The organism is Rummeliibacillus sp. BSL5 (genome assembly GCF_052928305.1).
On record NZ_JAVGCV010000001.1, the window covers coordinates 1,678,594 to 1,701,613 of the forward strand.

18 protein-coding genes are annotated in these 23,020 nt (G+C 36.9%); 7 read left to right on the top strand and 11 right to left on the bottom strand.

Going from position 1 to position 23,020, the window contains the following annotated elements:
- The first annotated feature begins 42 nt into the window (after window positions 1-42).
- Window positions 43-1,206: an oxalate decarboxylase family bicupin gene (locus RCJ93_RS08450; RefSeq protein WP_150283611.1), complete on the top strand. Its 1,164-nt coding sequence runs from the start codon at window positions 43-45 to the stop codon at window positions 1,204-1,206.
- Between the two features lie 113 nt (window positions 1,207-1,319).
- Here the strand turns inward: RCJ93_RS08450 and RCJ93_RS08455 are convergent, their stop codons facing one another.
- The gene (locus tag RCJ93_RS08455) at window positions 1,320-2,804 is read right to left on the bottom strand and encodes an FAD-dependent oxidoreductase (RefSeq protein WP_446738807.1); all 1,485 of its coding nucleotides are present in this window, start codon (window positions 2,802-2,804) and stop codon (window positions 1,320-1,322) included.
- 89 nt (window positions 2,805-2,893) lie between these two features.
- Window positions 2,894-3,559: a YoaK family protein gene (locus RCJ93_RS08460; protein WP_147194995.1), complete on the bottom strand. Its 666-nt coding sequence runs from the start codon at window positions 3,557-3,559 to the stop codon at window positions 2,894-2,896.
- A gap of 349 nt (window positions 3,560-3,908) precedes the next feature.
- Between RCJ93_RS08460 and RCJ93_RS08465 the strand changes: the two genes are divergently transcribed.
- Together RCJ93_RS08465 and RCJ93_RS08470 are read left to right on the top strand one after the other, a co-directional pair.
- The gene (locus RCJ93_RS08465) at window positions 3,909-4,745 is read left to right on the top strand and encodes an alpha/beta fold hydrolase (protein WP_446738808.1); all 837 of its coding nucleotides are present in this window, start codon (window positions 3,909-3,911) and stop codon (window positions 4,743-4,745) included.
- A 1-nt stretch (window position 4,746) separates the two neighbouring features.
- Window positions 4,747-5,958 carry a SpoIIE family protein phosphatase gene (locus tag RCJ93_RS08470; RefSeq protein WP_446738809.1) on the top strand — a complete coding sequence of 404 codons (1,212 nt, stop codon included), beginning with the start codon at window positions 4,747-4,749 and terminating at the stop codon, window positions 5,956-5,958.
- Between the two features lie 110 nt (window positions 5,959-6,068).
- Here RCJ93_RS08470 and RCJ93_RS08475 read toward each other — a convergent pair whose 3' ends face one another.
- The 4 genes from RCJ93_RS08475 to RCJ93_RS08490 form a co-directional block, all read right to left on the bottom strand.
- Complete coding sequence (locus RCJ93_RS08475) at window positions 6,069-7,157, bottom strand: Ger(x)C family spore germination protein (protein ID WP_446738810.1); 1,089 nt, start codon at window positions 7,155-7,157, stop codon at window positions 6,069-6,071.
- A complete protein-coding gene (locus RCJ93_RS08480) occupies window positions 7,142-8,176 on the bottom strand; it encodes a GerAB/ArcD/ProY family transporter (protein ID WP_446738811.1) in 1,035 nt (344 codons plus the stop codon). Before RCJ93_RS08480 ends, RCJ93_RS08475 begins: the two co-directional genes overlap by 16 nt.
- Window positions 8,173-9,591: a spore germination protein gene (locus RCJ93_RS08485; protein ID WP_446738812.1), complete on the bottom strand. Its 1,419-nt coding sequence runs from the start codon at window positions 9,589-9,591 to the stop codon at window positions 8,173-8,175. The genes RCJ93_RS08480 and RCJ93_RS08485 overlap by 4 nt, the downstream gene beginning before the upstream one ends.
- A gap of 352 nt (window positions 9,592-9,943) precedes the next feature.
- Window positions 9,944-10,144: a hypothetical protein gene (locus RCJ93_RS08490; protein ID WP_446738813.1), complete on the bottom strand. Its 201-nt coding sequence runs from the start codon at window positions 10,142-10,144 to the stop codon at window positions 9,944-9,946.
- A gap of 843 nt (window positions 10,145-10,987) precedes the next feature.
- On the opposite strand from RCJ93_RS08490, the gene RCJ93_RS08495 reads away from it, so the two are divergent.
- Entirely contained in the window at window positions 10,988-12,730 is a 1,743-nt protein-coding gene (locus tag RCJ93_RS08495) for an ABC transporter ATP-binding protein (RefSeq protein WP_446738814.1), read from the top strand.
- Window positions 12,731-13,002: 272 nt separating this feature from the next.
- Here the strand turns inward: RCJ93_RS08495 and RCJ93_RS08500 are convergent, their stop codons facing one another.
- The 4 genes from RCJ93_RS08500 to RCJ93_RS08515 all read right to left on the bottom strand — a co-directional run bounded on the left by RCJ93_RS08500 (window position 13,003) and on the right by RCJ93_RS08515 (window position 15,967).
- Window positions 13,003-13,665 carry a PdaC/SigV domain-containing protein gene (locus tag RCJ93_RS08500; RefSeq protein ID WP_446738815.1) on the bottom strand — a complete coding sequence of 221 codons (663 nt, stop codon included), beginning with the start codon at window positions 13,663-13,665 and terminating at the stop codon, window positions 13,003-13,005.
- Window positions 13,666-13,875: 210 nt separating this feature from the next.
- Window positions 13,876-14,400: a DUF1643 domain-containing protein gene (locus RCJ93_RS08505; protein WP_446738816.1), complete on the bottom strand. Its 525-nt coding sequence runs from the start codon at window positions 14,398-14,400 to the stop codon at window positions 13,876-13,878.
- 103 nt (window positions 14,401-14,503) lie between these two features.
- The gene (locus RCJ93_RS08510; RefSeq protein ID WP_446738817.1) at window positions 14,504-15,136 is read right to left on the bottom strand and encodes a DUF1801 domain-containing protein; all 633 of its coding nucleotides are present in this window, start codon (window positions 15,134-15,136) and stop codon (window positions 14,504-14,506) included.
- 33 nt (window positions 15,137-15,169) lie between these two features.
- The gene (locus RCJ93_RS08515) at window positions 15,170-15,967 is read right to left on the bottom strand and encodes an ABC transporter substrate-binding protein (RefSeq protein ID WP_446738818.1); all 798 of its coding nucleotides are present in this window, start codon (window positions 15,965-15,967) and stop codon (window positions 15,170-15,172) included.
- Between the two features lie 346 nt (window positions 15,968-16,313).
- Between RCJ93_RS08515 and RCJ93_RS08520 the strand changes: the two genes are divergently transcribed.
- The 3 genes from RCJ93_RS08520 (at window position 16,314) to RCJ93_RS08530 (ending at window position 19,148) form a co-directional block, all read left to right on the top strand.
- Entirely contained in the window at window positions 16,314-16,904 is a 591-nt protein-coding gene (locus tag RCJ93_RS08520; protein ID WP_446738819.1) for a DeoR family transcriptional regulator, read from the top strand.
- Between the two features lie 87 nt (window positions 16,905-16,991).
- Complete coding sequence (locus RCJ93_RS08525) at window positions 16,992-18,497, top strand: copper resistance CopC/CopD family protein (protein WP_446738820.1); 1,506 nt, start codon at window positions 16,992-16,994, stop codon at window positions 18,495-18,497.
- Between the two features lie 18 nt (window positions 18,498-18,515).
- A complete protein-coding gene (locus RCJ93_RS08530; RefSeq protein WP_446738821.1) occupies window positions 18,516-19,148 on the top strand; it encodes a YcnI family copper-binding membrane protein in 633 nt (210 codons plus the stop codon).
- 235 nt (window positions 19,149-19,383) lie between these two features.
- Here RCJ93_RS08530 and RCJ93_RS08535 read toward each other — a convergent pair whose 3' ends face one another.
- Window positions 19,384-22,902, bottom strand: a complete 3,519-nt coding sequence (locus RCJ93_RS08535; protein WP_446738822.1) for a S8 family peptidase — start codon at window positions 22,900-22,902, stop codon at window positions 19,384-19,386.
- Between the last annotated feature and the right edge of the window lie 118 nt (window positions 22,903-23,020).

The following is a 23,020-nucleotide window of genomic DNA, read 5'->3' on the forward strand; positions in this document are numbered from 1 at the left end:
TTTTTTGAAAAATCCAATCATATTGAAAGGAGAAATTCAAGAATGACTTTAAATAAACAAAATGAAAACACTAACCCACAACCAATGAGCGGTGAGCGCGGAGGAGAAATTTGGGGTGCCCAAAATCCGGAAATTGACCGCCAAAATCCAGATATTTTAGTTCCCCCTACGACTGATAAAGGGACTATGCCAAACTTAAAATTCCCGTATGCTTTATCACATATGCGTGTAGAATATGGCGGCTGGTCTCGTGAGGTAACAGTTCGCGAGATGCCTGCATCTACTACTATCGCTGGCGTTAATATGCATTTAGAGCCAGGAGGGGTACGTGAGCTTCATTGGCACAAAGAAGGCGAATGGTCTTACATGATTAAAGGAAAAGCGAGAATTACAGCTATCTCTCCTGATGGCCGTGAGTTTGTAGACGATGTAGAGGAAGGAGATTTGTGGTATTTCCCAAGAGGTGTTCCACATTCTATCAAGGGTCTAAGCGAAGGAGCCGAATTCCTGCTCGCATTTGATGATGGTAGTTTCTCAGAGAATAGTACATTCTCGATTACAGATTGGTTCGCACACACACCAAAAGACGTCCTTGCTGCAAACTTTGGCGTTTCAGAAGAGGAATTTGATAATTTCCCTAGCAGCGAACGCTATATGTTCCAAGGAAAGGTACCTGGACCGATTGCACAAGACTTACCGGAAGATGCAAATGAATTTGTTAAAAATCCTTATAGCTTCAAACTCCATGATGTAGAACCAATTGTAACAAACGGCGGTAAAGTATGGATTTCAGATTCAAATAACTTCCCAGCCTCTACCACAGTGGCAGCAGCCCTTGTTGAATTAGAACCTGGTGCTGTCCGTGAATTACATTGGCATCCAAACAATGATGAATGGCAGTACTATCTTGAAGGACAAGGTCGAATGACTGTGTTTGCCTCTGGCGGTAAAGCACGGACATATGATTATCAGGCTGGTGATGTTGGCTATGTTCCATTTGCGATGGGCCACTATGTTCAAAACACAGGAGATACTCCTCTCCGCTTCCTTGAAATCTTCAAGAGTGATCACTATGCAGATATCTCACTTAACCAATGGATGTCTCAAACACCAAAATCACTTCTGAAAGAACACTTACCTCTAAGCGATGAATTTATCAAAAATGCATTGCATAGCGATAAACGTCCGAATGTAAAATTTAAATAATAACCGTAAAGCCATGCAGATTTACCCTGCATGGTTTTTTTATCTCCCTCCTTTGATTTAACATAAAGAAAGCCCTAAATCTTTTAAAAGATTTAGAGCTTTCTTTTCATATTTTAAAATGGGTTCACTCTCTTCAATGGTTCTTTTGCAGGTCCTGATATGACTTCTCCTTTTCCATCAAAGATAGAACCGTGGCATGGACAATCCCATGTATGGTCTCCATCATTCCATTTCACTTCGCAGCCGAGATGTGTACAGGCTAAGTTCATAAAATGAACCTCGCCATTTGCATCCTTATACATCCCTGCAGGTTTTCCATCTACTTCAAACTTCTTCGCTTGCCCTTCCTTAAGTTCAGCTGCTTCATCTAAAATAGTTGGAGTTGATTTCTTCTCATGACCCTGTTGCTTTGGCAAACTACGATTTGGGTCATACAATGGCTGATATGGGTTTTCTTCTCCCATAATTAAATCGGTAATCAACTCTGCTCCCACTATGCCAGTTGTCATACCCCATTCATTAAAGCCAGTCATAACGTAAATGGAATCAGTTCCTTCATGCAATTTCCCTATGAAGGCACGTGAATCGGGTGTAATATAACCATGTGCTGACCAATAGTCCATCATTTCGGTTAAGCCAAATTCTTTTTCTACTCTTTCTTTAATAGATTCATACCTTTCCGCTGTAGAGGCATTATCGCCAGTTGGATGAGATTGTCCACCGATAATTAAAACAGGTTCTCCCTCATAATACGCGGACCTAAAAGAAAGCTCCGGCCTATCATTACTTATATACATACCTTTCAAATTTCGATTCAGGTGAGCAAACGCGGTTAAATGTGTTGTAGAGGGTTTCATGGTTTTCGAATAAAATGACTCTGGATCTTCTGCGGGGAACAATGTAGCTAGGATCATATCATCACATCTAACCTGGAATTGCGTATCCGTATTAAGAGTAAGACGATCCCCGTCTCTTTCATAACCTATATATTTAGTGTGCTGATAGATATGGGCCCCCATGTCTTCCAATTCTCTTAAAATACCCTGCAGAAATTTAACCGGATGGAATTGTGCTTGATTCCTCATAACAAGCGCCCCTTTTATATCAAAAGAAATAGGAATGTCATCGACCATCTGTCCATCTATTCCTAATTTCCGGTAAGCAATTTCCTCACTTTCTAATTGCTCTAGAGAACGTTCTTTTTGTGAGAAGACGTACGCATCTGTTCTTTCAAAATCACAATCAATCCCATATTCTTCTACAAGGGACTCGGCCATATCGATAGCCTTTGAGTTCGCTTCATAATAAAGTCTTGCTAACTCTTCTCCACTTTGTTTAATTAGTTTATTGTAAACGAGCTCATGCTGAGCTGACAGCTTTGCAGTCGTACCTCCAGTTGTGCCGCTAATTAATTCTCTTGATTCCAATAATGCTACCTTCTTGCCTTTCTTTGCTAAAAAGTAAGATGCCAAAATACCTGAAATTCCTCCACCTACAACAGCCACATCCACTTCGACCGTATTGGCCAGCTTCGTGTAACTTAGCCCTTTGGCTGACATGCGCCAAAAGGAACGGCTTTCACCAATTAATTTATTCAATACAAAATCCTCCTATACTGGATATTTAAACCTTATATACTTCTACCTTTACTGGTAAAAAGTAAACATCCAAATAGGAGGATTGTCCCTTATTCTTTTACAAAAAACATGCTCACAATGGACAAGCAAACAAGATAGAAGGCAAACCATAAGCTATAGGTAGCGTGCCATTGCACAACGAGCGTCCCAATGCCTACACCGAAGATAAACATCACAATGACTGTCAATTGATTGAGGAAATCGCTTTTTGCCTTCTTCTCTTTATTGAATAGAATACGATATAAGCTGTTCATTAAATTTTTCGCATTGCCTGTCATAATTCCATTGTTCACTTGTGTATCTCTAATTTTCCGGAACATTGTTAATTCATAGCCTGATAAAATTCCAAGTAATACGCCCATCACACGCGTATCTAATTGAAGCTGATATATAGCTAGCAACAATAGTAGAGCAGCCTGGAAATAGAGAAACAATCGATATTTGAGCATTCTCAGCTCCGCAAACTTCACAAGAAAAATCTCTCCTAAGAAAACACCTAGCGCGAATCCAAAGAACACGATGATATTACGGACAGCTTGCCGCCATTCTCCAGAAAACAGCTTCACGGCAAACGTCACCATATTCCCTGTCTGAGCACTCGCAAACACGTGGTTTTGCGCCATAAACGTATAGGCATCAATAAATCCCATCAAAAATGCTGCAATGATTGTCAAAAGTGTAATAACTCGATTGGATGACTTTTGTTTTTCTGACATAAGACCTTCTCCTATTAATAGGGTTTTATATTTCAAGCTTAAAAGTATGTATGATTACCCATTACCCTCAACACTATAAAAGTATTCGACCACATTGTAAACCACTCTGCCTCGCTCATTCATAATTGCTTCGTACTAAAGACATCACCTTACGCAGTCTTGGCTTCCATCTCGTCATGCTTAATGCTTAGCTTTCAGCTTAAGCTCTTTCCATAGAAAATGTGTAGCCCCTAGGACTTTTTTAATAATTATTTGACTCCAAACTGTAAAACTTGAAAATTATCTTTCCATAGATTAAGTATGTTATGATTAAACTCGATTTAGAATAATAGAAGAAAGGGATATCAGTATGGAAAATAATATCTTACTGCGTAATAATGTTCGATTAACTGGTAAAGGTACGAAAACGATCATCTTTACACCAGGGTTTGGTTGCGATCAAACAGTGTGGAGTGCAGTTTCACAGAAATTTGAAGGCGATTACCAAGTAGTTCTATTCGATTACGTCGGTTCAGGAAATACTGATATAAATTTCTACGATTCAAATAGATATAGTACACTTGAAGGCTATGCCCAAGATATATTAGAGATTTGTGCTACTTTACAGTTAACAGATGCTATTTTCGTGGGCCATTCTGTTTCTTGTATGATTGGCATGCTCGCAAGTTTTAGACATCCCGAATACTTTTCGCATCTGATAATGGTTGGTCCTTCTCCTTGTTACCTTAATGAGCCACCCCAATACATCGGAGGCTTTCAAGAGAGTGAGCTCCTTGGTTTAATCGAATTAATGGAGAAAAACTACATAGGCTGGGCAAATATATTTGCAGCAACCGTGACAAATAATCCAAGTCGTCCACAAGTTAAACAAGAGCTAGAAACCCGTTTTTGTTCGACGGACCCTATAACAGCGCTTAATTTTGCTAAGGCAACTTTTTTTGCAGATAACCGAAAAGATCTTGAAAATGTAATACATCCTACACTTATTGTTCAATGCTCTGATGATATTATCGCTCCAGAAACAGTGACACAATATACGCATCAGCATATACCGAACAGTGTGTTAAAACAATTGAATGCTATAGGACATTGTCCACATATGAGCCATCCTGAAGAATTATCAAATACGATCCGACAATATTTAGAAGAACAGTTAACGAAAAAACAAACAGAGGAGATTTTATGAAATGGATGAGCTATTGGATCGTGCACCATGTGGTTTTCTGAATATGGAAGAAGACGGAACTGTCACATTGGTAAATCAAACTTTAGTAGAATTGCTAGATTATAAGAAAGAGAATTTGATAGGGGAACATATTAATTTAATTCTTACCTCCCCATCCTGTCTTTTTGTTCAACTTTATCTGATGCCACTCATAGCTTTAGAGGGCCATGTTGAAGAATTGTATATAACTTTAAAGTCAAGGAATGGCGGAGAAATTCCTGTACTCATAAATGCTTCTAAACAAAGTATGAACGAAAGAAACAATGTGGCATGCATATTAATTCCAATTAGACAAAGAAATAAGTATGAAAACGAACTGTTAATCGCAAAAAAAGAAGCTGAAGCAGCTCTAAAAGCTAAGCATGATGCGATTGAAGAATTACAGGTAACACTAGAAGCATTAGAAGCTCAAACATCGGAACTTCTAAGACTGAATGAACAAAACCAACAATTCAAAATAGAAACAAAAAGAGAGCTTGAACTGGCTCGAAAAATCCAACAGACATCTCTAACAATGCCTATTCAAAATGAAGATATTGAAATGGAAACATTCTATAAAGCATCTAAAGAATTATCTGGTGATATTTATGGGATATATCAACTTGATTCAACCCGATACGGGATTATACTTCTTGATGTAATGGGACATGGTATCTCATCAGCATTAATCACGATGTCTCTTCATGCCCTTTTCCATAGATTAATTATGAAAGAAGGCCATACAGTTGAAAGAGTGATGAAAGGGTTGGATAATCATCTACATGAATTGTTTCAAAGTAATGAAGATGCAAGGCATTATTGTACTGCTATTTTCCTTTTAATTGATACAGATAAACAGCAAATCGATTACATAAATGCCGGTCATCCATCTGCACTGTGGCAAGATGCGAATGGTACACAATTTGAATTACACTCTACTACACCTCCTCTTGGATTGTTTAAAAATGTGGAATTTGAAACCCAAACACTTTTATATCAAAACAGTGGTAGGCTACTTCTATATACAGATGGGGTAGACCCACTTGGTACAGAGTATTTGCATCCATTCCTTATGGAAAATGCATCTCTATCTTTGCCTGCATTTAAGAAAAAAATGTTACAAACACTTTCCAACTGTCCGATTGATAACTCTAAAAGTGATGATCAGTGCTTTATTATTATTGATATAAAATGAAAATTAAGCTGCTATAGCCTTTTCACTAAACAAACATGAATGTGTAACATTCATGTTTGTTTTAATAAGTAGTAATATACTAACCAAATTACAATCAGTAGACAGATAGCTTATCTAGTGCTACCACTTCTTTCGATTTGTACATTTACTTTCGCTTCTATTTCCATATCCTTATATAATTCTTTCCATTTTCCTTCCTTCCACAGATCCGGATGATACGCTCTAATATCTTCTCCTATTCCTACTACATCAGAAGAAGCTTCTTGACATTTTTTAAACATTTTTGCAATGTCCTTTTCAATTCTTTTTTCAATAAACTTTTTTAAGGGCTCTCTTTTTTCCTTTTTATTTAAATGGTCCGGTGGATACTCTGTCATGACAATAGGCATTTTTATTTCATAGCTCACCTTTATCTTACTACCTACCTGTGAAACTTTTTTCTTTTGCTTAAAGCGGATGATATTAAAAGATACTGGCTCTTTTTCTTCACCTTTATCCCACAGATAGGACACTTCGACCATCTTTGATTTCCCATAACCTAATAATGTCACAAATAGAGAATCTCTTTGAGTAAGATGTACACCTGTATATTTTTGACCATTAAACAGTGCCAAACCTTCTGCTTCTGGAAGGCCTTTGCCACTAATTTTTATATATGGTAACCCTAAGTCCACACCTTCACTAAACATTCTATTGGCTGCAATTTCTAAATTAGTTTTAGGATATATGGAGTATTCTTCAAAGCTTTTTATAAAATCTAAATAATACTCACCAATCTCTTTCGGAATGTTTTCCTTCAAATCTAAAAACTTTTTTACAGAACCCTCAGTTAATACGACTTTTGCAGTCATCGGACTTTGAGCAGAACGGTAATAGACATCCAACATTTTGTATAAATTTTTTTTTGCTGTATCTTCACTAAATAATATTGTAGTCAGCTCTGCTATATCTATAGCTTGCTCGGATTTTTTATTAGCGTCCATCCTTACTTCTCTAGCTGTTTTCCCCTTTCCATCAAGTACAATATATTTGGTAGGATCATCACTCGAACTAGGGTACGCATAGTATGCTTTTATATCCCCAATATACCCATCAACTCCTATAACAGAAATGATAGAGAGATCTTTATACAGCCTCTGATCCCAACACCCACTTAGAAAAATAGAACTAATCAGGAAGAACATCAAAGCTCGGCGCATTTAGATTTCCTCCTTTTGTTGATCAACATAATGATGGCAGGAAGAATAAAAGTAGTTGGAATATAAAAATAGTGGAAGTGGTTTCGAATGAATTCCATTACTTGAATGTTTATTATTCCTACGCTACCAATAAAAACGATTAAATGCAAAACAGCCATTGGCCATATTTTATGCTTACGTTTCTGTTTGAAATAGACGATTCGTATATTGAACACGATTAAACCAAATGAAATAATGCTCCAGCCCAGCCATAAAAAAAAGAAGAAAATATCGAGTCTTTTTACAAATGTCACTTCGATTGATTTTAAAATATACAAGATAGGTTCTGTTACATACGGCAAAGCATCTGTAGCAAAATACATTTTGGTAACAATAACTAAGAAACCAATAAATAGTGTTATAGAAAGTTGGAAGGTTAAAATATCTTTAAAGCTTATTTTATCCTCTGGCAAAACATATTTTCTTAATACTAAATACCCCTCTAGTCCTGTAAAAGCAGCCATTGCAACCATCGTCCCTTTCATCCATTGACCTCCTGTACTCGTACCTATTGGGAATAGATGATTAAGACTTAACTCTGGAATAGAAAATAACAAATATATAATAAAAATAAAAATAAAAGGAATTATAAATACTGGTAAATTGATAATTGTAGACGGTCTGCTTACACTGATATAAAAAGATATTAATAACATTAATACTAATGAAATCGTATTGGGTGTGTTTTGCTGTACCCAAATATTCAAATTGTATTGCATATAAATGATTGAACCAATGAGAACAATTATCCAAATGAAAATATATATCCAAGCTGTGAATTTCCCTAAATCGAAGTACTTATATAATTTTTCGTATATCCATAATTGAAAGAAAACAATTAGTGATCCCACAAAGAATATAATCCACGCATCACGGCCACCAGCTAAAATAATTGTTTCTGGATAACCAATAAATATGATACCTGTTGATCTGAAAAAGAGCATGAGAAAAAGTTGAACTTTTGTAATTGTAAAATTCATATTTCCCTTCCTTTCGGGTCAAAACTGCTAGGTTGCGGAGAAGACTTGGTGTGTTTTCCACGGAATAAAATTTGTTTCACTTTCTTTGGATCAAATGGGACAATTGGATATAAATAAGGTGATTTCAATGAGTTTAAATTACATAAATGAACAACTAGAGCAAGCGCTCCTATCAATATGCCAAAGAATCCTAGTATTGACGCAGCAAACATAAACGGAAAACGCAAAACTCGGATAGAAGTATTTAACTCCACTGACGGTACTACATAACTAGATATAGCCGTTAAAGCTACCACAATTACTACCATATTTGAAACTAAACCTGCATTGATAATGACATCTCCGACAACTAAACCACCGACAATACCAATAGTTTGAACCAAAGCTACTGGAAGCCTTACACTGGCCTCACGAATGAGTTCAATAATAACTTCAACAATCAATGCTTCAAATATGGGTCTGTAGGGAATTTCACTTATATCTAATTTTAACTTCTTACTTAATTCTATTGGCAGCACCTCATAATGGAAACTAACAACCGCTATATAAAAGGCAGGTAAAAAAATGGCTGCCAGAAAACTAAAGACTCGCACCATCCGATAAAAAGAACCCACGATTACACGACTATTAAAATCATCAGGCGATTGGTAAAATGAAAATAATGTGACAGGTGCGATAAAAGCATTCGGTGAAAAATCCGACATTATAATAATTTTCCCCTCTGAAAGATTGGCAAAGACTCTATCTGGCCTTTCCGTATTTAAGATTTGTGGGAATGGTGATAAAGGTGAATCTTCTATAAAGTCATTTGCTTGACCAGAAGTGTACAATCCATCTATTTTATCTTTCATTAGATTGAGTTTGCGCTCTAATTCTGTGAGGTTATCTTGATTAGCAAAGCGGGCTAAATAAAAATAATATACATCAGCTTTATTTTCTGTTCCAACAGTCACTTTTTTAACAATTAAATCTGGTACGCGCATCCTTTTTCTAATCAATCCCAAATTCACATCCATATCTTCAACAAACCCTTCATGGGACCCTCGTATAATTGCTTCGTTCGTCGGTTCATCTGGGGAACGATGAGGTAAGTCTGGTATGGTAAAACGAACCATTTCCTGAGAATTCAATAATAGTAGCACCGTAAATCCTTGGCACACATACTCAACTAATTTTTCAAGATTGTAACTCTCCTTTTGGGAAGAAGTCGTTGCATCCCACTCTTTTTCATCTAGAGTTGTTTGCACCTTTAATAAATTAACTATATTTTGAACATCTTTTTTATTAGCCATCGAACTGTAGTAACAGAGAATGGCATATTGATCTTTGGGAAAAGAAATTTCTCTAGCTACAAAATCTACCGAATTATAAAAAGTAGCATTTAATTTTTCAACCATCGATTCTAGCTGAAGCACTTTAATACCCCCTAATCTACTCTTTTTTTATAAATTTAATTAAATATAATCTATTTAACTTTCATACCTTCTTTTCTTCAGTATGGATTGAAAGATTACATTTCAAACAGAATCTCTTAATTTATTTATTGGAAAGAGTGAATAGTTTAAAATCTCTTTTCTCACAAGATTGATTAAAACGCGGGACATATAATATGAAGGTTCGTCCTTAATAGAATGCTAGTTTAGTTAAAGCCAAAAAGCCGAACTATATAGAATGCTGTGCTAGCATTCCTAATAGTTCGGCTTTTCTAGTTGCGGATAACCATTTAATAGTTTTTGTAAGTTAATTTATGATTTTTCATATAAAGAATTATTCAAAAAAGTAATTATCGCTTGAAATCATCTTATCTTTATAATTACATTCTATCAATTCCAATATTTTTTCATCATTCAGACCGGTTAAAGTACTTATTGTTTGAATGTGACATGGAACAGATAAGGCTTTACAACGCTGTATTATCCCATCTATTTGCATATAATAAAGCTGATCTCGATCTACCATTTTTCCCATATTCTTTATCCCCTACCTATCCTAATTATTCTCAAGCATTCAAAGAATTTTACACGATAGTTGTTACCACTTGGATATTAATAAATAATTTTGTTTCTAATTATCTTCCATTTTTAAAAAATAGCAAAAAACAGCATCCAGAAAACAACTGAAATATGGTGAAATAAACTAATCTCTATCAAGATTATGTGCTGGAAATTTAAAAAGAGAATCGTGGGATGAAAAAGAAGGTTTTTCGAGGATTTTTCAATATTAAATGTAGTCACAAAAACTAATTACAAATACAACAGTAGTTTATTTGAATCATTTCATAAATTTTTTGTAATAGTGTATAAAGGAAACTTTTTCTTTGCCAATTAAGGCTTCGCTCCAATTGGATTTTAAGCTCAAGCTTATCCAAAGGATTTTCGTCTTCCTAAAAACTATAAAATAGAGATTATTCGTCAATCTTCATCTAATTTTACGAAAAATACTCATTTATCAAATCAATTCTTATAAACTACCCCCTTAGTATATTTTATTATATAAATTCTTCATTTGAGCACTCTAATCCTTTATTTAAGCAAATAAATACTTAATCTATCTAAAATAGTACAGTTTTTGTTATTAAAAGCTCTTTGTTGGAATCTATTACCCATACTATAGGTTTAAATTGGCATTTTCAAGCAAAATCACTTTTTGTCAAAAGTGAAGATAGACTGTTTTCCAGATATTTCGATATAAAGTTACACCCTCCCTTTTGCAAATTACCTTTTGATTCAATACTATTCAATCCCTGCTGCCTGACACACACTTAAAAGATGTATATAATTTGATTACTATGAGAGAAAGGAACACTACTCTATGAAACAAGAAAAGAATCAAACAGGCTGGCGTCCATTTCTTCAGCTTGTACAACAAGCTAATCCGCCAAAACTCTTAATCAGCATAGCCATCTTGCTAAGTCTGATTACGACAGGGGTGGGCTTGCTCGTACCACTTTTCACTAAAAACCTGGTGAATGATTTTTCAATTAGCGCCATCAACGCAAAAAGTATATCCTTCCTAGTCGTAGCGATTCTTGCTCAGGCATTGGCAAGCGGTTTCTCTATTTATTTATTGAATCGTATTGGTCAAACAGTTGTGGCGAGCATTCGAGATAGACTTTGGAAGAAGCTACTTGTATTGCCTGTCAGTTATTTTGATGAACACCCTTCTGGTGAGACGGTAAGCCGAATGACGAATGATACATCGGTTGTGAAAGATCTCATCTCTGACCACTTAGCAAACTTTGTTGCAGGTATTATTTCCATTGTTGGTTCTATTATCGTTCTCTTTATTTTAGATTGGAAAATGACCCTTGTGATGTTCATTGCAATACCGATTGCGGCTGCTATACTTGTTCCACTTGGTAAAAAGATGTATAAAATCGCTAAAGGAACACAAGATGAAACGGCAAAATTCACTGCTGTCCTTCAGCAGGTTTTATCTGAAATTCGACTTGTTAAATCTTCCAATGCTGAAGAAGTTGAATATGCGAATGGACGTCGAGGCATTACCAACTTATTCAATTTTGGTTTAAGAGAAGCTAAGGTCCAATCGTTAATTGGCCCAATCATTAGCCTTGTCATGATGACACTGCTTGTTCTGCTACTGGGTTATGGCGGCATGCGCGTTTCATCCGGTGCTTTAACAGCGGGCTCTTTAGTAGCATTCATCATGTATCTGTTTCAGATCATTATGCCAATGGCCCAAATGGCGTCATTTTTCACTCACTTCCAAAAAGCTACAGGTGCCACAGAACGAATCATTGATATTCTTGAATTAGCCCCAGAGCCAAATGCTACAGATGACGTTGAACACGTAGATGCAGATTTAAATGTGGAACATGTCAACTACAGTTACAATGAAAAAGATACAATCTTACATGATATAAACTTTACTATCCAGTCAGGAAAAGTAACCGCTATTGTCGGACCTAGCGGCAGCGGTAAAACAACCCTATTCTCTCTCTTCGAACGATACTACCAGCCCAATAGTGGACGTATTACCATTGGCGATAAATCAATCAACGATTTCTCCCTTACCTCTTGGCGAAGTCATATCGGTTATGTATCACAAGAAAGCCCGATAGTCTCCGGGACTATACGGGATAATATCTGCTACGGTTTGAGGCGTGAGGTGACCGATGAGGAGATTCAGACTGTCGCTAAAATGGCTTATGCCGATCAATTTATCGCGGATCTCCCAAATGGCTATAGTACAGAAGTCGGCGAAAGAGGAATGAAACTTTCTGGCGGCCAACGCCAACGAATTGCCATTGCTCGAGCGTTTTTAAGAAATCCAGAAATTTTAATGCTAGATGAAGCGACATCCAGCCTTGACAGCAAATCGGAGAAAGTTGTGCAACAAGCATTAAACGATCTAATGAATGGTCGTACCACGATTGTCATCGCCCACCGTCTCTCAACAGTTATTGATTCAGATCAGATTATTTTTCTTGAAAAAGGAAAAATCACAGGAAGCGGTACACATCAGGAGCTCTACCAATCACATCCTCTTTACAGGGAATTTGCAGATCAGCAATTGCATAGAGTGGAAGAATAACAGTCTTCTTACCCATATCCATAAATCGTTCTTTGGATACGAGCTTTATAAATGGACATATAAGGTCCCTACCTTAATACCAATGATATTGAACATAAAAAGACCCCAATCTAATAAGATTGGGGATTTAATGTTATCTTCTCATTACCTATAAAGACTCATTGCTCTCCTTGGATTAAGCGTTCCTACCGATTCCATATGCTTTATCCCTAGAACTGTATAAATAAGAATAAAGCCTTTTATTAATACAAAAGGCTAGCTTTATATACTTTTTAATTTTTCAAGTACTTGCTTGATATTGAAACGTATTTAAAACCATCTGCGAATGAACTAACTTCGTATGGCTCAAAAATGACCTTCAAACCTTTAGTTGTCCAAAAGAAAGAATGACCTGCAATGCTTGTATGGCTATCAGCAAATGGATATTTTTCAGGATGGCTTAGAATAAAGCGCTTAGCATAGGCCTTACCATCTTCATAACTTTTAGCAGATTGAAACGCTCCTTTTAAACTCATACTTTTCCCATTCAAGAAGTTAAAGGTTTTTGAATAAGGCATACCGTGTGCTCCACCTGTATACGTATATTTCTCGCAGAAAATGCTTACTTTAGAAGATTGACTAAATTTTTTAGAGCAGGTAATTACAGCAAAATATGGCATTCCGTTTGGGATAGATCCTTTTTTCAAATCCTCTTTATTTTTCTTTTGGAGTTTTTCATTCACTCTGTAAACATGTTTTGTATAGGCAAGCATCTGAGCATTCGCTTTTTTATATTTAGCTCCACTAATAACTGCGTATTGGTATTCTTTCTTATCTTTATATTTTTTAATAGTTACTTTAGGTCCTGCCGCTTGTGCTTCCATTTTAGGGGTAGTAACTGAGATCATGAGACATAACGTCAAAAACCCTAGTAAGATTGCTAGATTTCGCTTCACATTATTAACTCCTTGCATTCTTATTTGTAATTAGATTTAATCAAAATTTAACCGACATTTTTAGCAAAGTAGGAAGTAGCACCTGACATTCCTGTTCATATGGTGCTTTACATTAAAACTCCTTTTTTCTTATATTCTAATTAATAAAATGATTTATGTATATTAACTTTCTAGGATGATTGGTATTTTTTAATTAGTCTATCAAAGGAGTCACGATGACAAGCCTATCTTTTCATGAAATTGATATTCCTTAAAATAGGTCATCGTTTTAATGAACGATGGATGCATAGGACAGCCAAAACTATTAGCATCGAGGAGGTGAGCTTTTTTTCCTGTCTCTTCTAAGTATTTCAAAATAGGATAGTTGGCATTGAACCATCCCCCTTTTGAGCCCCATGCTGCCACCACAATATGAGCTTTATCAATCGATTTCTTGATCGTCCATAGATTTTGAGGAATAGAACGTATTTCTGCCTCTAGCAACTCTTCTGTTTTAACTGTGCGTAAAGAAAATAAATTAACAATACTGATTGAGCCATAACCATTAAATTCGGCAATCTTAATGCAACGATCAATCGTGTGGTCACATTTGTCCAATTCAATAGAACTCGGATTTAACATAATATATAAACAATCCGGCAAATCTTCATCCCATGTACAAGTGAGTTTTAGACGGTGTTTCTGAGATTCGTCGAAGATTACTTCAATGTGCTCGTGCGATTTCCATGCTCTCATTTCCTCAGCACCTCATTCAGTATTTTAGTTTTTATTTCATTCTTCTCTAGAAGTCCAAAACCCTTTATTATTCGACAGATTAGTTGTTTATTTTTCAATAACCTTATATAAACTTGTGTGAACCATCGCAATTCGGCATTTTTTTTGACATGCCACATATACAATCGTTCAATCCTTTACCGCTAAGAATTCTTTCGATATTCTTTGTTATCCTGGCATCGCGCGTTTTTGATTGTTTGGCAGCTGAAAAATGCATGATATAGGCTCTTTGTCGTCCAGGCGTTAATGACTCAAAAGATGCTTTTAAAGCTGGCATTTCAACAAATTTTGTTTTCAATTCTTCTGGCATCTCTACTTCTTCTTTTTTTAGAGCTACCTTCATGCCGGCCTTTTCCACTTCAATTGCTTCAAAGATATATGCTTTTACATTGTCTTTCATAGAATCCATCTCTATGACATTAGCAAATCGAATTTGGCGACCACCTTGTGTATTCTCTCCTGGTTTGACTAAGATGCCATTGGGATCCTTTAATAAGGAGCCTTTAAAGAAGCCCAGTGCACAATATTTTTTAAATGCCTGTATCATAACGATATTGTTATCATCCATCGTGTAGCAAGGAATCCGCCACTTCCATTCTTCTGTTAGGCCACATGATAGAATTATTTCTCTCAGCAATTTCATTTCCTCTTGCCAAAGGGTCGCACTGTTTATATATTCATCAATTTTGGGATTCATTTTGTTCAAAACCTTCCTAATTCATTTACTTTACTAATCTCTTTCAGAGATAGCTCTTCTTTTTACGTCCTTCAGATATTCAGAAGCCTCCAGCATCTTTGCGCCATACCAAAACATCTCACCATCTACTAAAAGAATTTTGACCTTTGGAAGGAACTTACGAAATTCTGCTATATGCTTTTCTTGAAATGGAAATGGTTCAGAAGCAAGCAGAAGGATATCAAGATTAGCCTCTGCAAGTTCTTCGTTTGTAACCTCAGGGTATCTTGATTTTTTATTCGTAAAGGGATTTTCGAACCCTAATATCCTTAAGACATCATTAATATAAGTTGTTCCGCCAACGGCCATATAAGGCTTTCGCCAAATTATATAGGCGGCTTTAAGCGTTTGATCCTCTGTAGGTGTAGGAAAAACATTTTGACATGAGGTAAGCAGCTCATGAGCCTGCTTCTTTCGATTGGTCAATGCCCCAAGTGTTTTAATCAACCGATATGCATCGTCTGTACTCTGTACCTCTGTGACGAAAACTGGAGCAATCTCTTCTAAAGCAAGCACAATGTCTCTCGTATTTTCTTCTTTTTCTGCCAAAATTAAATCCGGCTGCAAATTACGGATAGTTTCAATCTTAACCTCTTTTGTGCCGCCTACGATGGGGATATTTTCTACTTTTCCTTTTGGAAATATACAATATTTTGTTCGTCCTACAATCATTTCGTCAAGCCCTAATGAAAAAAGAGTTTCCGTAATGGCTGGACAAATAGAGAGTATTCGTTTAGGAGAGTCAGGAACAGCTATATGCCTTCCAATGTGATCCATTATAGAATTTGCCATTTTGCAACTCCTCTATAGTTCGACCTTTAATAACTTTCGAATATTCTGTCGATTATATTGTTAGTTTATTTTACAGTATGACATTGATGATATCTAGTGTTTCTACACTAGAAAAGAGTATATTTTAAAAAGTAAATTACCCGAATATGAGAGTACAATTTAATTTAGCCGTTGTAAATAGGGTGAATATTAACTTCCCTGTCACAAAAAGTTTCTATTTTAATAATAGAGCAGTAAACAATCAGACTATCTCGTTGATTTTTATTTGTAATGCACTTACAATTATCATGTTATAAAATGTTTATTTTTGTTATAAATTATCAATACTATAACAGGAGGGGATATCATGTTGCCGCTTGAACGACAAAAGCGCATAAAAGAGTTAATCAGTGAAAGAAAACATTTGAAGATTACAGAGTTAAGTGAGCTATTGAATGTTTCCGAAATGACCATTCATCGTGATGTAAAGCTATTGATTCAGGAAGGGTTTGTAGAAAAAACGTTTGGAGGCATTTGTCTTGCTCCATCATACCAAACTTCCAAAAGCACTAACACAAATGTTTGTGTACTATGCCACAAAAGCATTAATGATAAGTTAGCCTATCGATTAATTTTAAATAATAATCAGATTGAAATGGCTTGTTGTACACATTGCGGACTGCTTCGGCATCAACAGCTGGCAGAGGAAACCATGCAAGCTATTTGCCCAGACTTTCTTACCCAAACAACAATTAGTGCACCTATGGCATGGTATGTGATGGACACTTCTCTGAATTTAGGGTGCTGCCAACCTCAAGTACTTCCCTTTCAATGGCGTGAGCATGCAGAGAACTTTGTAAAAGGTTTTGGTGGTAAAGTGTATTCGTTTGAAGAAGCTATGGAACAAGTCTCTCAAAAAATGAATGGCAGCAGTAATAATTGCTGTTCAGATTGCTAGGGGGAGTTTACTATTTTTAAAAAATATTTTGCCCAATTGGCGTTGTTCATAGTAGCTTCCATAGCCTTGTTGCTTCCCCTTTTTGGGATGCCTACTGCCGATGCACATTCTGCCCTTATCGAATCGATACCTGCTGAAAAAGCTGTAACTGAAAAATCACCAACCACATTAAAGTTGCGCTTTAATGAGCCGGTAGAATTAGACTTAGCGAATGTTACTATTTATGATCGAAACTCATTGCCTGTCTTTACTCATCAACCAGAAAGTAAGAGTGAGCGTTCAGCTAACCTTTCTTTTTCACTTCCTAAGTTAAAACAAGGAACTTATACCGTTCAATGGAGTGTTGTGTCATTAGATGGTCATCCTGTCAGCGGTTCTTACTACTTCTCAGTTGGCAAAGCAACTAGTAATGGAGCAAATGCGATCGCGGATGGCAATCAATCAAGCGGTGTAATGTTGATTATCTTCCGAACTATTGCACAAGGCGCTATTGTTTTACTAGCAGGTGTCTACATATTTAGCATTTGGGCGGAGAAACGCAAGTATCCTGCTCTTCGTCAGTTAATCACTAAATTGAACTGGGTTTATCCGATTCTACTGGTAGCGAGTGTAGCTGAATTAGTCGCTTACGTAAATTCACTACCACCAGGCTTGGTACAAGCCATGTTTAAAGGAAGATGGGATTTATTGCTGCACTTCCCATTTGTGCTGATGTTATTTGCACAATTAGCTTGCATTCTACTTCTCATGATTCCTGGTATGGTGCGAGGCTGGTATATTGTCTTGTGGCTAGCATTGGCCATCACTCCGGCATTTGGAGGCCATGTATGGGGGCTGGCACATCCGTATGCTGCTCTGATTCCGCGTATTATACACCAACTAGGCATCAGCCTATGGTTAGGCGCACTTTTGTACATGATTTTAATTAGACGCAAAGGAAAAGTTCATTGGGAAGAATTTAGATCCTTCTTCGTCAATCGAGTACTTGCATTTTCCGGGTTAGTCATCCTTTCCGGAATAGCCATGGTGTTTTTCCAAACCAGTTGGAAAGCTATATTTGAAGGCTGGATGAATTGGAGCACATTGCTTCTTTGCAAAATTGTGCTTACTCTTCTAATGCTTTGCCTGGCACTTGTGCAAACACTTAAATGGAAGAAAAACGGAGAATTTTCTACTTTTCGTCTAATTCGTACAGAATGGTTGATCGGTATTGTTCTTATATTACTTGGTGTTTGGCTAAGCCAATCAGCTTACCCCCTGCCAAAAACTTCGTATGATAAAGCTTTGACAGCTTCGGAGTCAACAGTCCAAGTTCATATGAAGAATTTGCATGCCGGCAATAAATCAATGACGATCGAAATACCTCCGATAAAAGGGAAAAAGCCAAAAGATGTGAGCGTTACAATCTTTATGACCGATCATGATATGAAGGCCGGTCCTTACCCTGCCAAAGAAATGGATACTGGAAGTTATCAGGTCTTACTTCCATTTGTGATGTCCGGCAACTATCGTTACAGTATCACAGCAAACTATCCTGGTGGGAAAACCACGGAATGGACTGATCAAGTATCAATCAGCAGTGCAAATAATTAATAATAGGAGAAGATAAAAATGAAAACAAAGAAAAAATGGTTAACGCCTATATTGGCTACAGCAATCTTAATGGGATTTACTTATACAGCGGATGCTCATGTTTCTGTACAACCGAAGGAATCAACAACAAATGCATATGAGAAGTATACAATGCGCGTACCTGTAGAAAAGGATATCAATACAACTAAAGTAGAATTAAAGGTTCCTAAAGGGGTTAGCCTTGTCTCTGTTATGCCAATACCTGATTGGGGCTATGAACTTAAAAAAGATAAAGATGGACAAGTTAGCTCAGTTATTTGGACAGCTAAAAAAGCTGGAATTAAAGCCAACGAATTTATGGAATTCGCCTTTATTGGCGCGAATCCAAGCAAACCAGGAGAAGTGAGTTGGAATGCGTTACAAACCTATAAGGATGGTTCTGTAGTAAAATGGACAGGCGCTCCTGATTCAGATGAGCCGGCTTCTGTGACTACGATTAACAAAGGCGATGCAGAAGCAGAACATAATAAGGCTAATGCTCAAAGCGAAGCCAAAACAACGGAAGCAAAAGCTGAAACAAGCACAAACAATTCTTCCAATTGGCTTCCAATTACACTATCAGCAGTAGCTCTTTTACTAGCACTAATTAGTCTGTTTCGTAAAAAAGGCTAATATAAAGAACGGGTATTAAAACCTGATATAAAAATGATTGAAGTGGAAATAATGAAGACTCCTGCGGGATAGCGAGACAGACGAGACCCCACAGCGTAGCGAGGAGGCTCCGCGCTCGCCCGCGGAAAGCGTAGTTAATTCCACTTCTTCACAAGTTCAAATTTCGGCTTAAAAATAACTCACTAATAATATAAAAAGTCTTCAACCTCCTTAGAGATTGAAGACTTTTTAATTCTTATTTATTAGTTGAGATGCTTAGTTTATATGGCTTCATGCTAGCATTACCATTTACATCATTCACCTTGATATGGTATTTTCCTTTTTTCAGATTAAATGGGGTGATTTCAGCATCGCCGCCAGAATAGTAATCTGACTTAAATATTAGTTTTCCATTTTTATAAACAGAAATGACACCATCAATTTCTTGGCCAGCAGATAGCTTAATGACCCCTTTGGTATTCTTTGTTACATTATATTCATACCAGTCGCTATCTCCCTTTGTGATACCTGCATTGAAGTAGCCTGTGGCAGTTTTTACCTTTGATCCTTTCAGCTTAAGTGGCTTAGACGGGATATTTTTCTTCACAACTGAGCCAGCATCTTCATCCTTCGTGGGTGCTGAAGCAAGTGTAAATGTGTAAGGGACAATAGACATTGGAACATTACCATTCATTATTGGTTCCATCATAATGAAATAATTCTTTCCCTTTTTAGCGTTAAATGACCCATATAAGTGGCCCCAAATACCCTTGTCAATGATATGAATATAATTATATTCTTCTTCATCTATTTTTCTATTATTATTTCGGTCTTCAATTATACCTGTCACACCTGCATACATGCTTAATAAATCCTTAGCATATGTTGCTTTCATGGTATCTGTAATGGTGTGCTCATCAATGGTCACACCGATTAACTCAGTTTTCTTTGCCTGATAATAAAAAATATCCCTATCATTTGGCATTGCAAAATTCCCTTTAAACGATGCTCCAGGTAAATTTTTCACATTCTCAAATGAATCATTGTCTTCATATTGATCCTCTACTCCGGAGAGCCTTACCTTAGAGCTTAGCTTGTACGGTTCAAACGAAATACTATTAGAATCATTAAAGTAATTCGATTGGATATTCACTAAATATGTCTTGCCTTTTTTAAAACCTGTATAGAAATTCTTCTTGGTTGAGATTAAACTACTGCCCCAATCAATGTTATCACCAAGGTTATTTAAGTTTAATATTTTTTCACCTTTTTCATTTTTCTCCTCATCAAGCTGATATATATCCATCATTGGTATCTCATTATCTTTATTTTCTAACGTAAATTTAAAGATGGCTGTTTGTTCTGGTTTGATGATATACCAATCCTCATCCATGTTGTTTTGCAAATAAGCGGATGTCTCCCCAATCATAGAGTAAGGTCTTGCGCTATCAAGTATACCCTGAATATATTCATTAGGATCTTCTGTTTGCGGATCTTCTGACTCTTGTTCTTCTGCCTCCGCAAGTGCTGCTCGCTGTTTAGCAAGTGCATCTGTTTGTAGGCTTTCAGTTCCATCTATTTCTTCAGTAGATTCTTTATCTTCCATTTTCGGATAGTTATCCTCATCCTCTGGGAGCACTTTCGTTTCTATTTTTAATCCATACGGAATAATCGATTGTTCAACGGATGTATTGGATTCTGAAATCTCCATACCCATAAAGAAGTCAAAAAGGCCAAAGTAATTGCTTGGTTTATTGGACACTTTAAGGATATAGGTTCCCGGCTCAGCTGAGTAAGTAAGCTTATCACCTTCACTTGTACTACCATTATTGGCATAAGCAATTGGTTCAATTTCATCTTTTCCCTCTAACGTGTTCTTAAGCAATTTTGTCTTTTCTTCTTCTGTTATTTCCTCATCAGGCGATAATATTTGTTCCAATTGATACAAGCTCATGCTTGGATTCACACCTGGCACTCCAGTTGTCGTAATCTTAACCGCTTGTTTCTCCTCAACTTTGAAAGTATAGTAATCATTATCGCCTTTCTCACCGATGAATGTATAGCCCTCTTTCGATTCGAATGGGAGTGCATCTATAGCTACCATATTTTCTACAGATGAATCATCCTTAGGGAGTTCCTTCGTTTTTTCAACTGACAATGAATAATGAGATTGTTTTTTTGATGTGCTGTCATAACTACCGTTTACATCTTTCACGCCAATAGCCACAGTTCCTGAAAATGGCGCCTTTACAAGCTTTCCTTCCGACTTGCCAGCTCCGGTGCTATTTACGTCCATTGTTTCTTTTTTGTTATCCCCATAGAAATGGATCATCATTTTATAATCATACTGGGTAGCACCTTCTAGCACAGCCTGAATCGAGTCACCTTCTTCAACCTTAAACTGGATCCACTTTTGTTCAAAAGGCTTCGTTATCTGGCCATCTATTTTTATCTTATCGTTGCTTTCTACTTTTTGAGCATTGTTAAGTATTTCCTCCTGATTCCACTTTTCCTTTACAAATGTAGGAACTTTCTTAGTGTTAAATTTCATCGCTTCTACAATATTAAGGAGACCGTTCGCATATTTCTCGTCAAAACCTGCTGGACCTAAGTCTATCGCGCTTTGCTCTAAAATATACTCGACTTGTGACGGCGTTAATTTTGGATATTTGGACAGCAATAAAGCAGCGGCACCTGCTACCATTGGCGAAGCCATAGAAGTACCGCTCATTTTTTGAAAGCTTGATTTCTTCTCTGCCTCATAAATAGTGCTGTAAATTTCATCTCCTGGGGCGACAAGATCAACGGAAGTTCCGTAACTCGAATAATCCGCTAATTTTTTTCGACTATCCACAGCTCCTACGCTGATGACGCCTTCATAGCCCGCCGGATAATTCACCCAATCATCTCCAGAGTTGCCCGCAGACGCCACGACGACCACGCCTTTTTCATTCGCTTTATTGATCGCTTCTTCGATTAAAGGCGAGGGCATTGGACCACCAAGACTCATATTAACTACCTTTGCGCCCTTTTTAACTGCATGTAAAATCCCTTCAGCTATGCTATAGTCACTGGCACCCCAACGTTCAAACACATCTATCGGCAGGATTTTGACATTTGGATTTATCCCGTATCCACCAATTCCGTTATTTTTATTGGCCGCTATAATCCCGGCCACATGTGTTCCATGATTATCTGTTGCAGGCTGATGCATTGGGTCCAGGGCGTTATAGCCAGGCAAAAATAAACCCTTTAGATCTGGATGCTTTGTGTCAATGCCTGTATCAATGACCGCTACAGTCACTTTGTTTTTGCCCGCTAGTTGCTGGGCTTTAGCGATATTTAACATAGAGAGATGATACTGCTCTGCAGCTTTCGGGTCGGCATTCCCCATTGTCTGATAGTTTACGCTTGGGCTGATAGACTGGACCTTCTGAATTTTTTGATATTTTTGAATCACTTTATACAGGTTTTTCTTGTCCTTCACTTTTACTACAGCATAGTGCAGGTTCGAAAACTGCTTTACGACTGTACCGCCTGCAAGTTTGTGCTCTGTTGCTGTCAGAGGCTTATCAAATTTAATAACGAGTGTATCCTTGCTCAATGGGTTTTGCTTTTCGGTATCTCCTGAGTGGATTCCCTTCGCCTCGAACTTAGAAAGATTTGTACTACTATATGGCTTGCTTACTGCCGCTGTCCAAGTTGGTATGATAGTAGAAGCCATAAGGCCAGTACTGACACCTAGAACAGCGAGTTTCTGATAAAATGATTTCAACATTTCCCCTCCTAAAAACATAGTCATATGAATCATAGCTTTTATTCAAAATTTTGGAAATATATTCCGTAACCAAAATTCCGCTAGAATTCGACACGCATTAGATTGAGATGTATCT

Coding starts and splice junctions, on each gene's coding strand:
- RCJ93_RS08490 (WP_446738813.1), bottom strand. CDS start 10,144: ATGGGAAAAATGGTAGATCGAGATCAGCTTTATTATATGCAAATAGAT.
- RCJ93_RS08505 (WP_446738816.1), bottom strand. CDS start 14,400: ATGAGAGCATGGAAATCGCACGAGCACATTGAAGTAATCTTCGACGAA.
- RCJ93_RS08475 (WP_446738810.1), bottom strand. CDS start 7,157: ATGCGCCGAGCTTTGATGTTCTTCCTGATTAGTTCTATTTTTCTAAGT.
- RCJ93_RS08525 (WP_446738820.1), top strand. CDS start 16,992: ATGCCTACTGCCGATGCACATTCTGCCCTTATCGAATCGATACCTGCT.
- RCJ93_RS08510 (WP_446738817.1), bottom strand. CDS start 15,136: ATGAATCCCAAAATTGATGAATATATAAACAGTGCGACCCTTTGGCAA.
- RCJ93_RS08460 (WP_147194995.1), bottom strand. CDS start 3,559: ATGTCAGAAAAACAAAAGTCATCCAATCGAGTTATTACACTTTTGACA.
- RCJ93_RS08515 (WP_446738818.1), bottom strand. CDS start 15,967: ATGGCAAATTCTATAATGGATCACATTGGAAGGCATATAGCTGTTCCT.
- RCJ93_RS08520 (WP_446738819.1), top strand. CDS start 16,314: ATGTTGCCGCTTGAACGACAAAAGCGCATAAAAGAGTTAATCAGTGAA.
- RCJ93_RS08470 (WP_446738809.1), top strand. CDS start 4,747: ATGGATGAGCTATTGGATCGTGCACCATGTGGTTTTCTGAATATGGAA.
- RCJ93_RS08530 (WP_446738821.1), top strand. CDS start 18,516: ATGAAAACAAAGAAAAAATGGTTAACGCCTATATTGGCTACAGCAATC.
- RCJ93_RS08450 (WP_150283611.1), top strand. CDS start 43: ATGACTTTAAATAAACAAAATGAAAACACTAACCCACAACCAATGAGC.
- RCJ93_RS08465 (WP_446738808.1), top strand. CDS start 3,909: ATGGAAAATAATATCTTACTGCGTAATAATGTTCGATTAACTGGTAAA.
- RCJ93_RS08495 (WP_446738814.1), top strand. CDS start 10,988: ATGAAACAAGAAAAGAATCAAACAGGCTGGCGTCCATTTCTTCAGCTT.
- RCJ93_RS08480 (WP_446738811.1), bottom strand. CDS start 8,176: ATGAATTTTACAATTACAAAAGTTCAACTTTTTCTCATGCTCTTTTTC.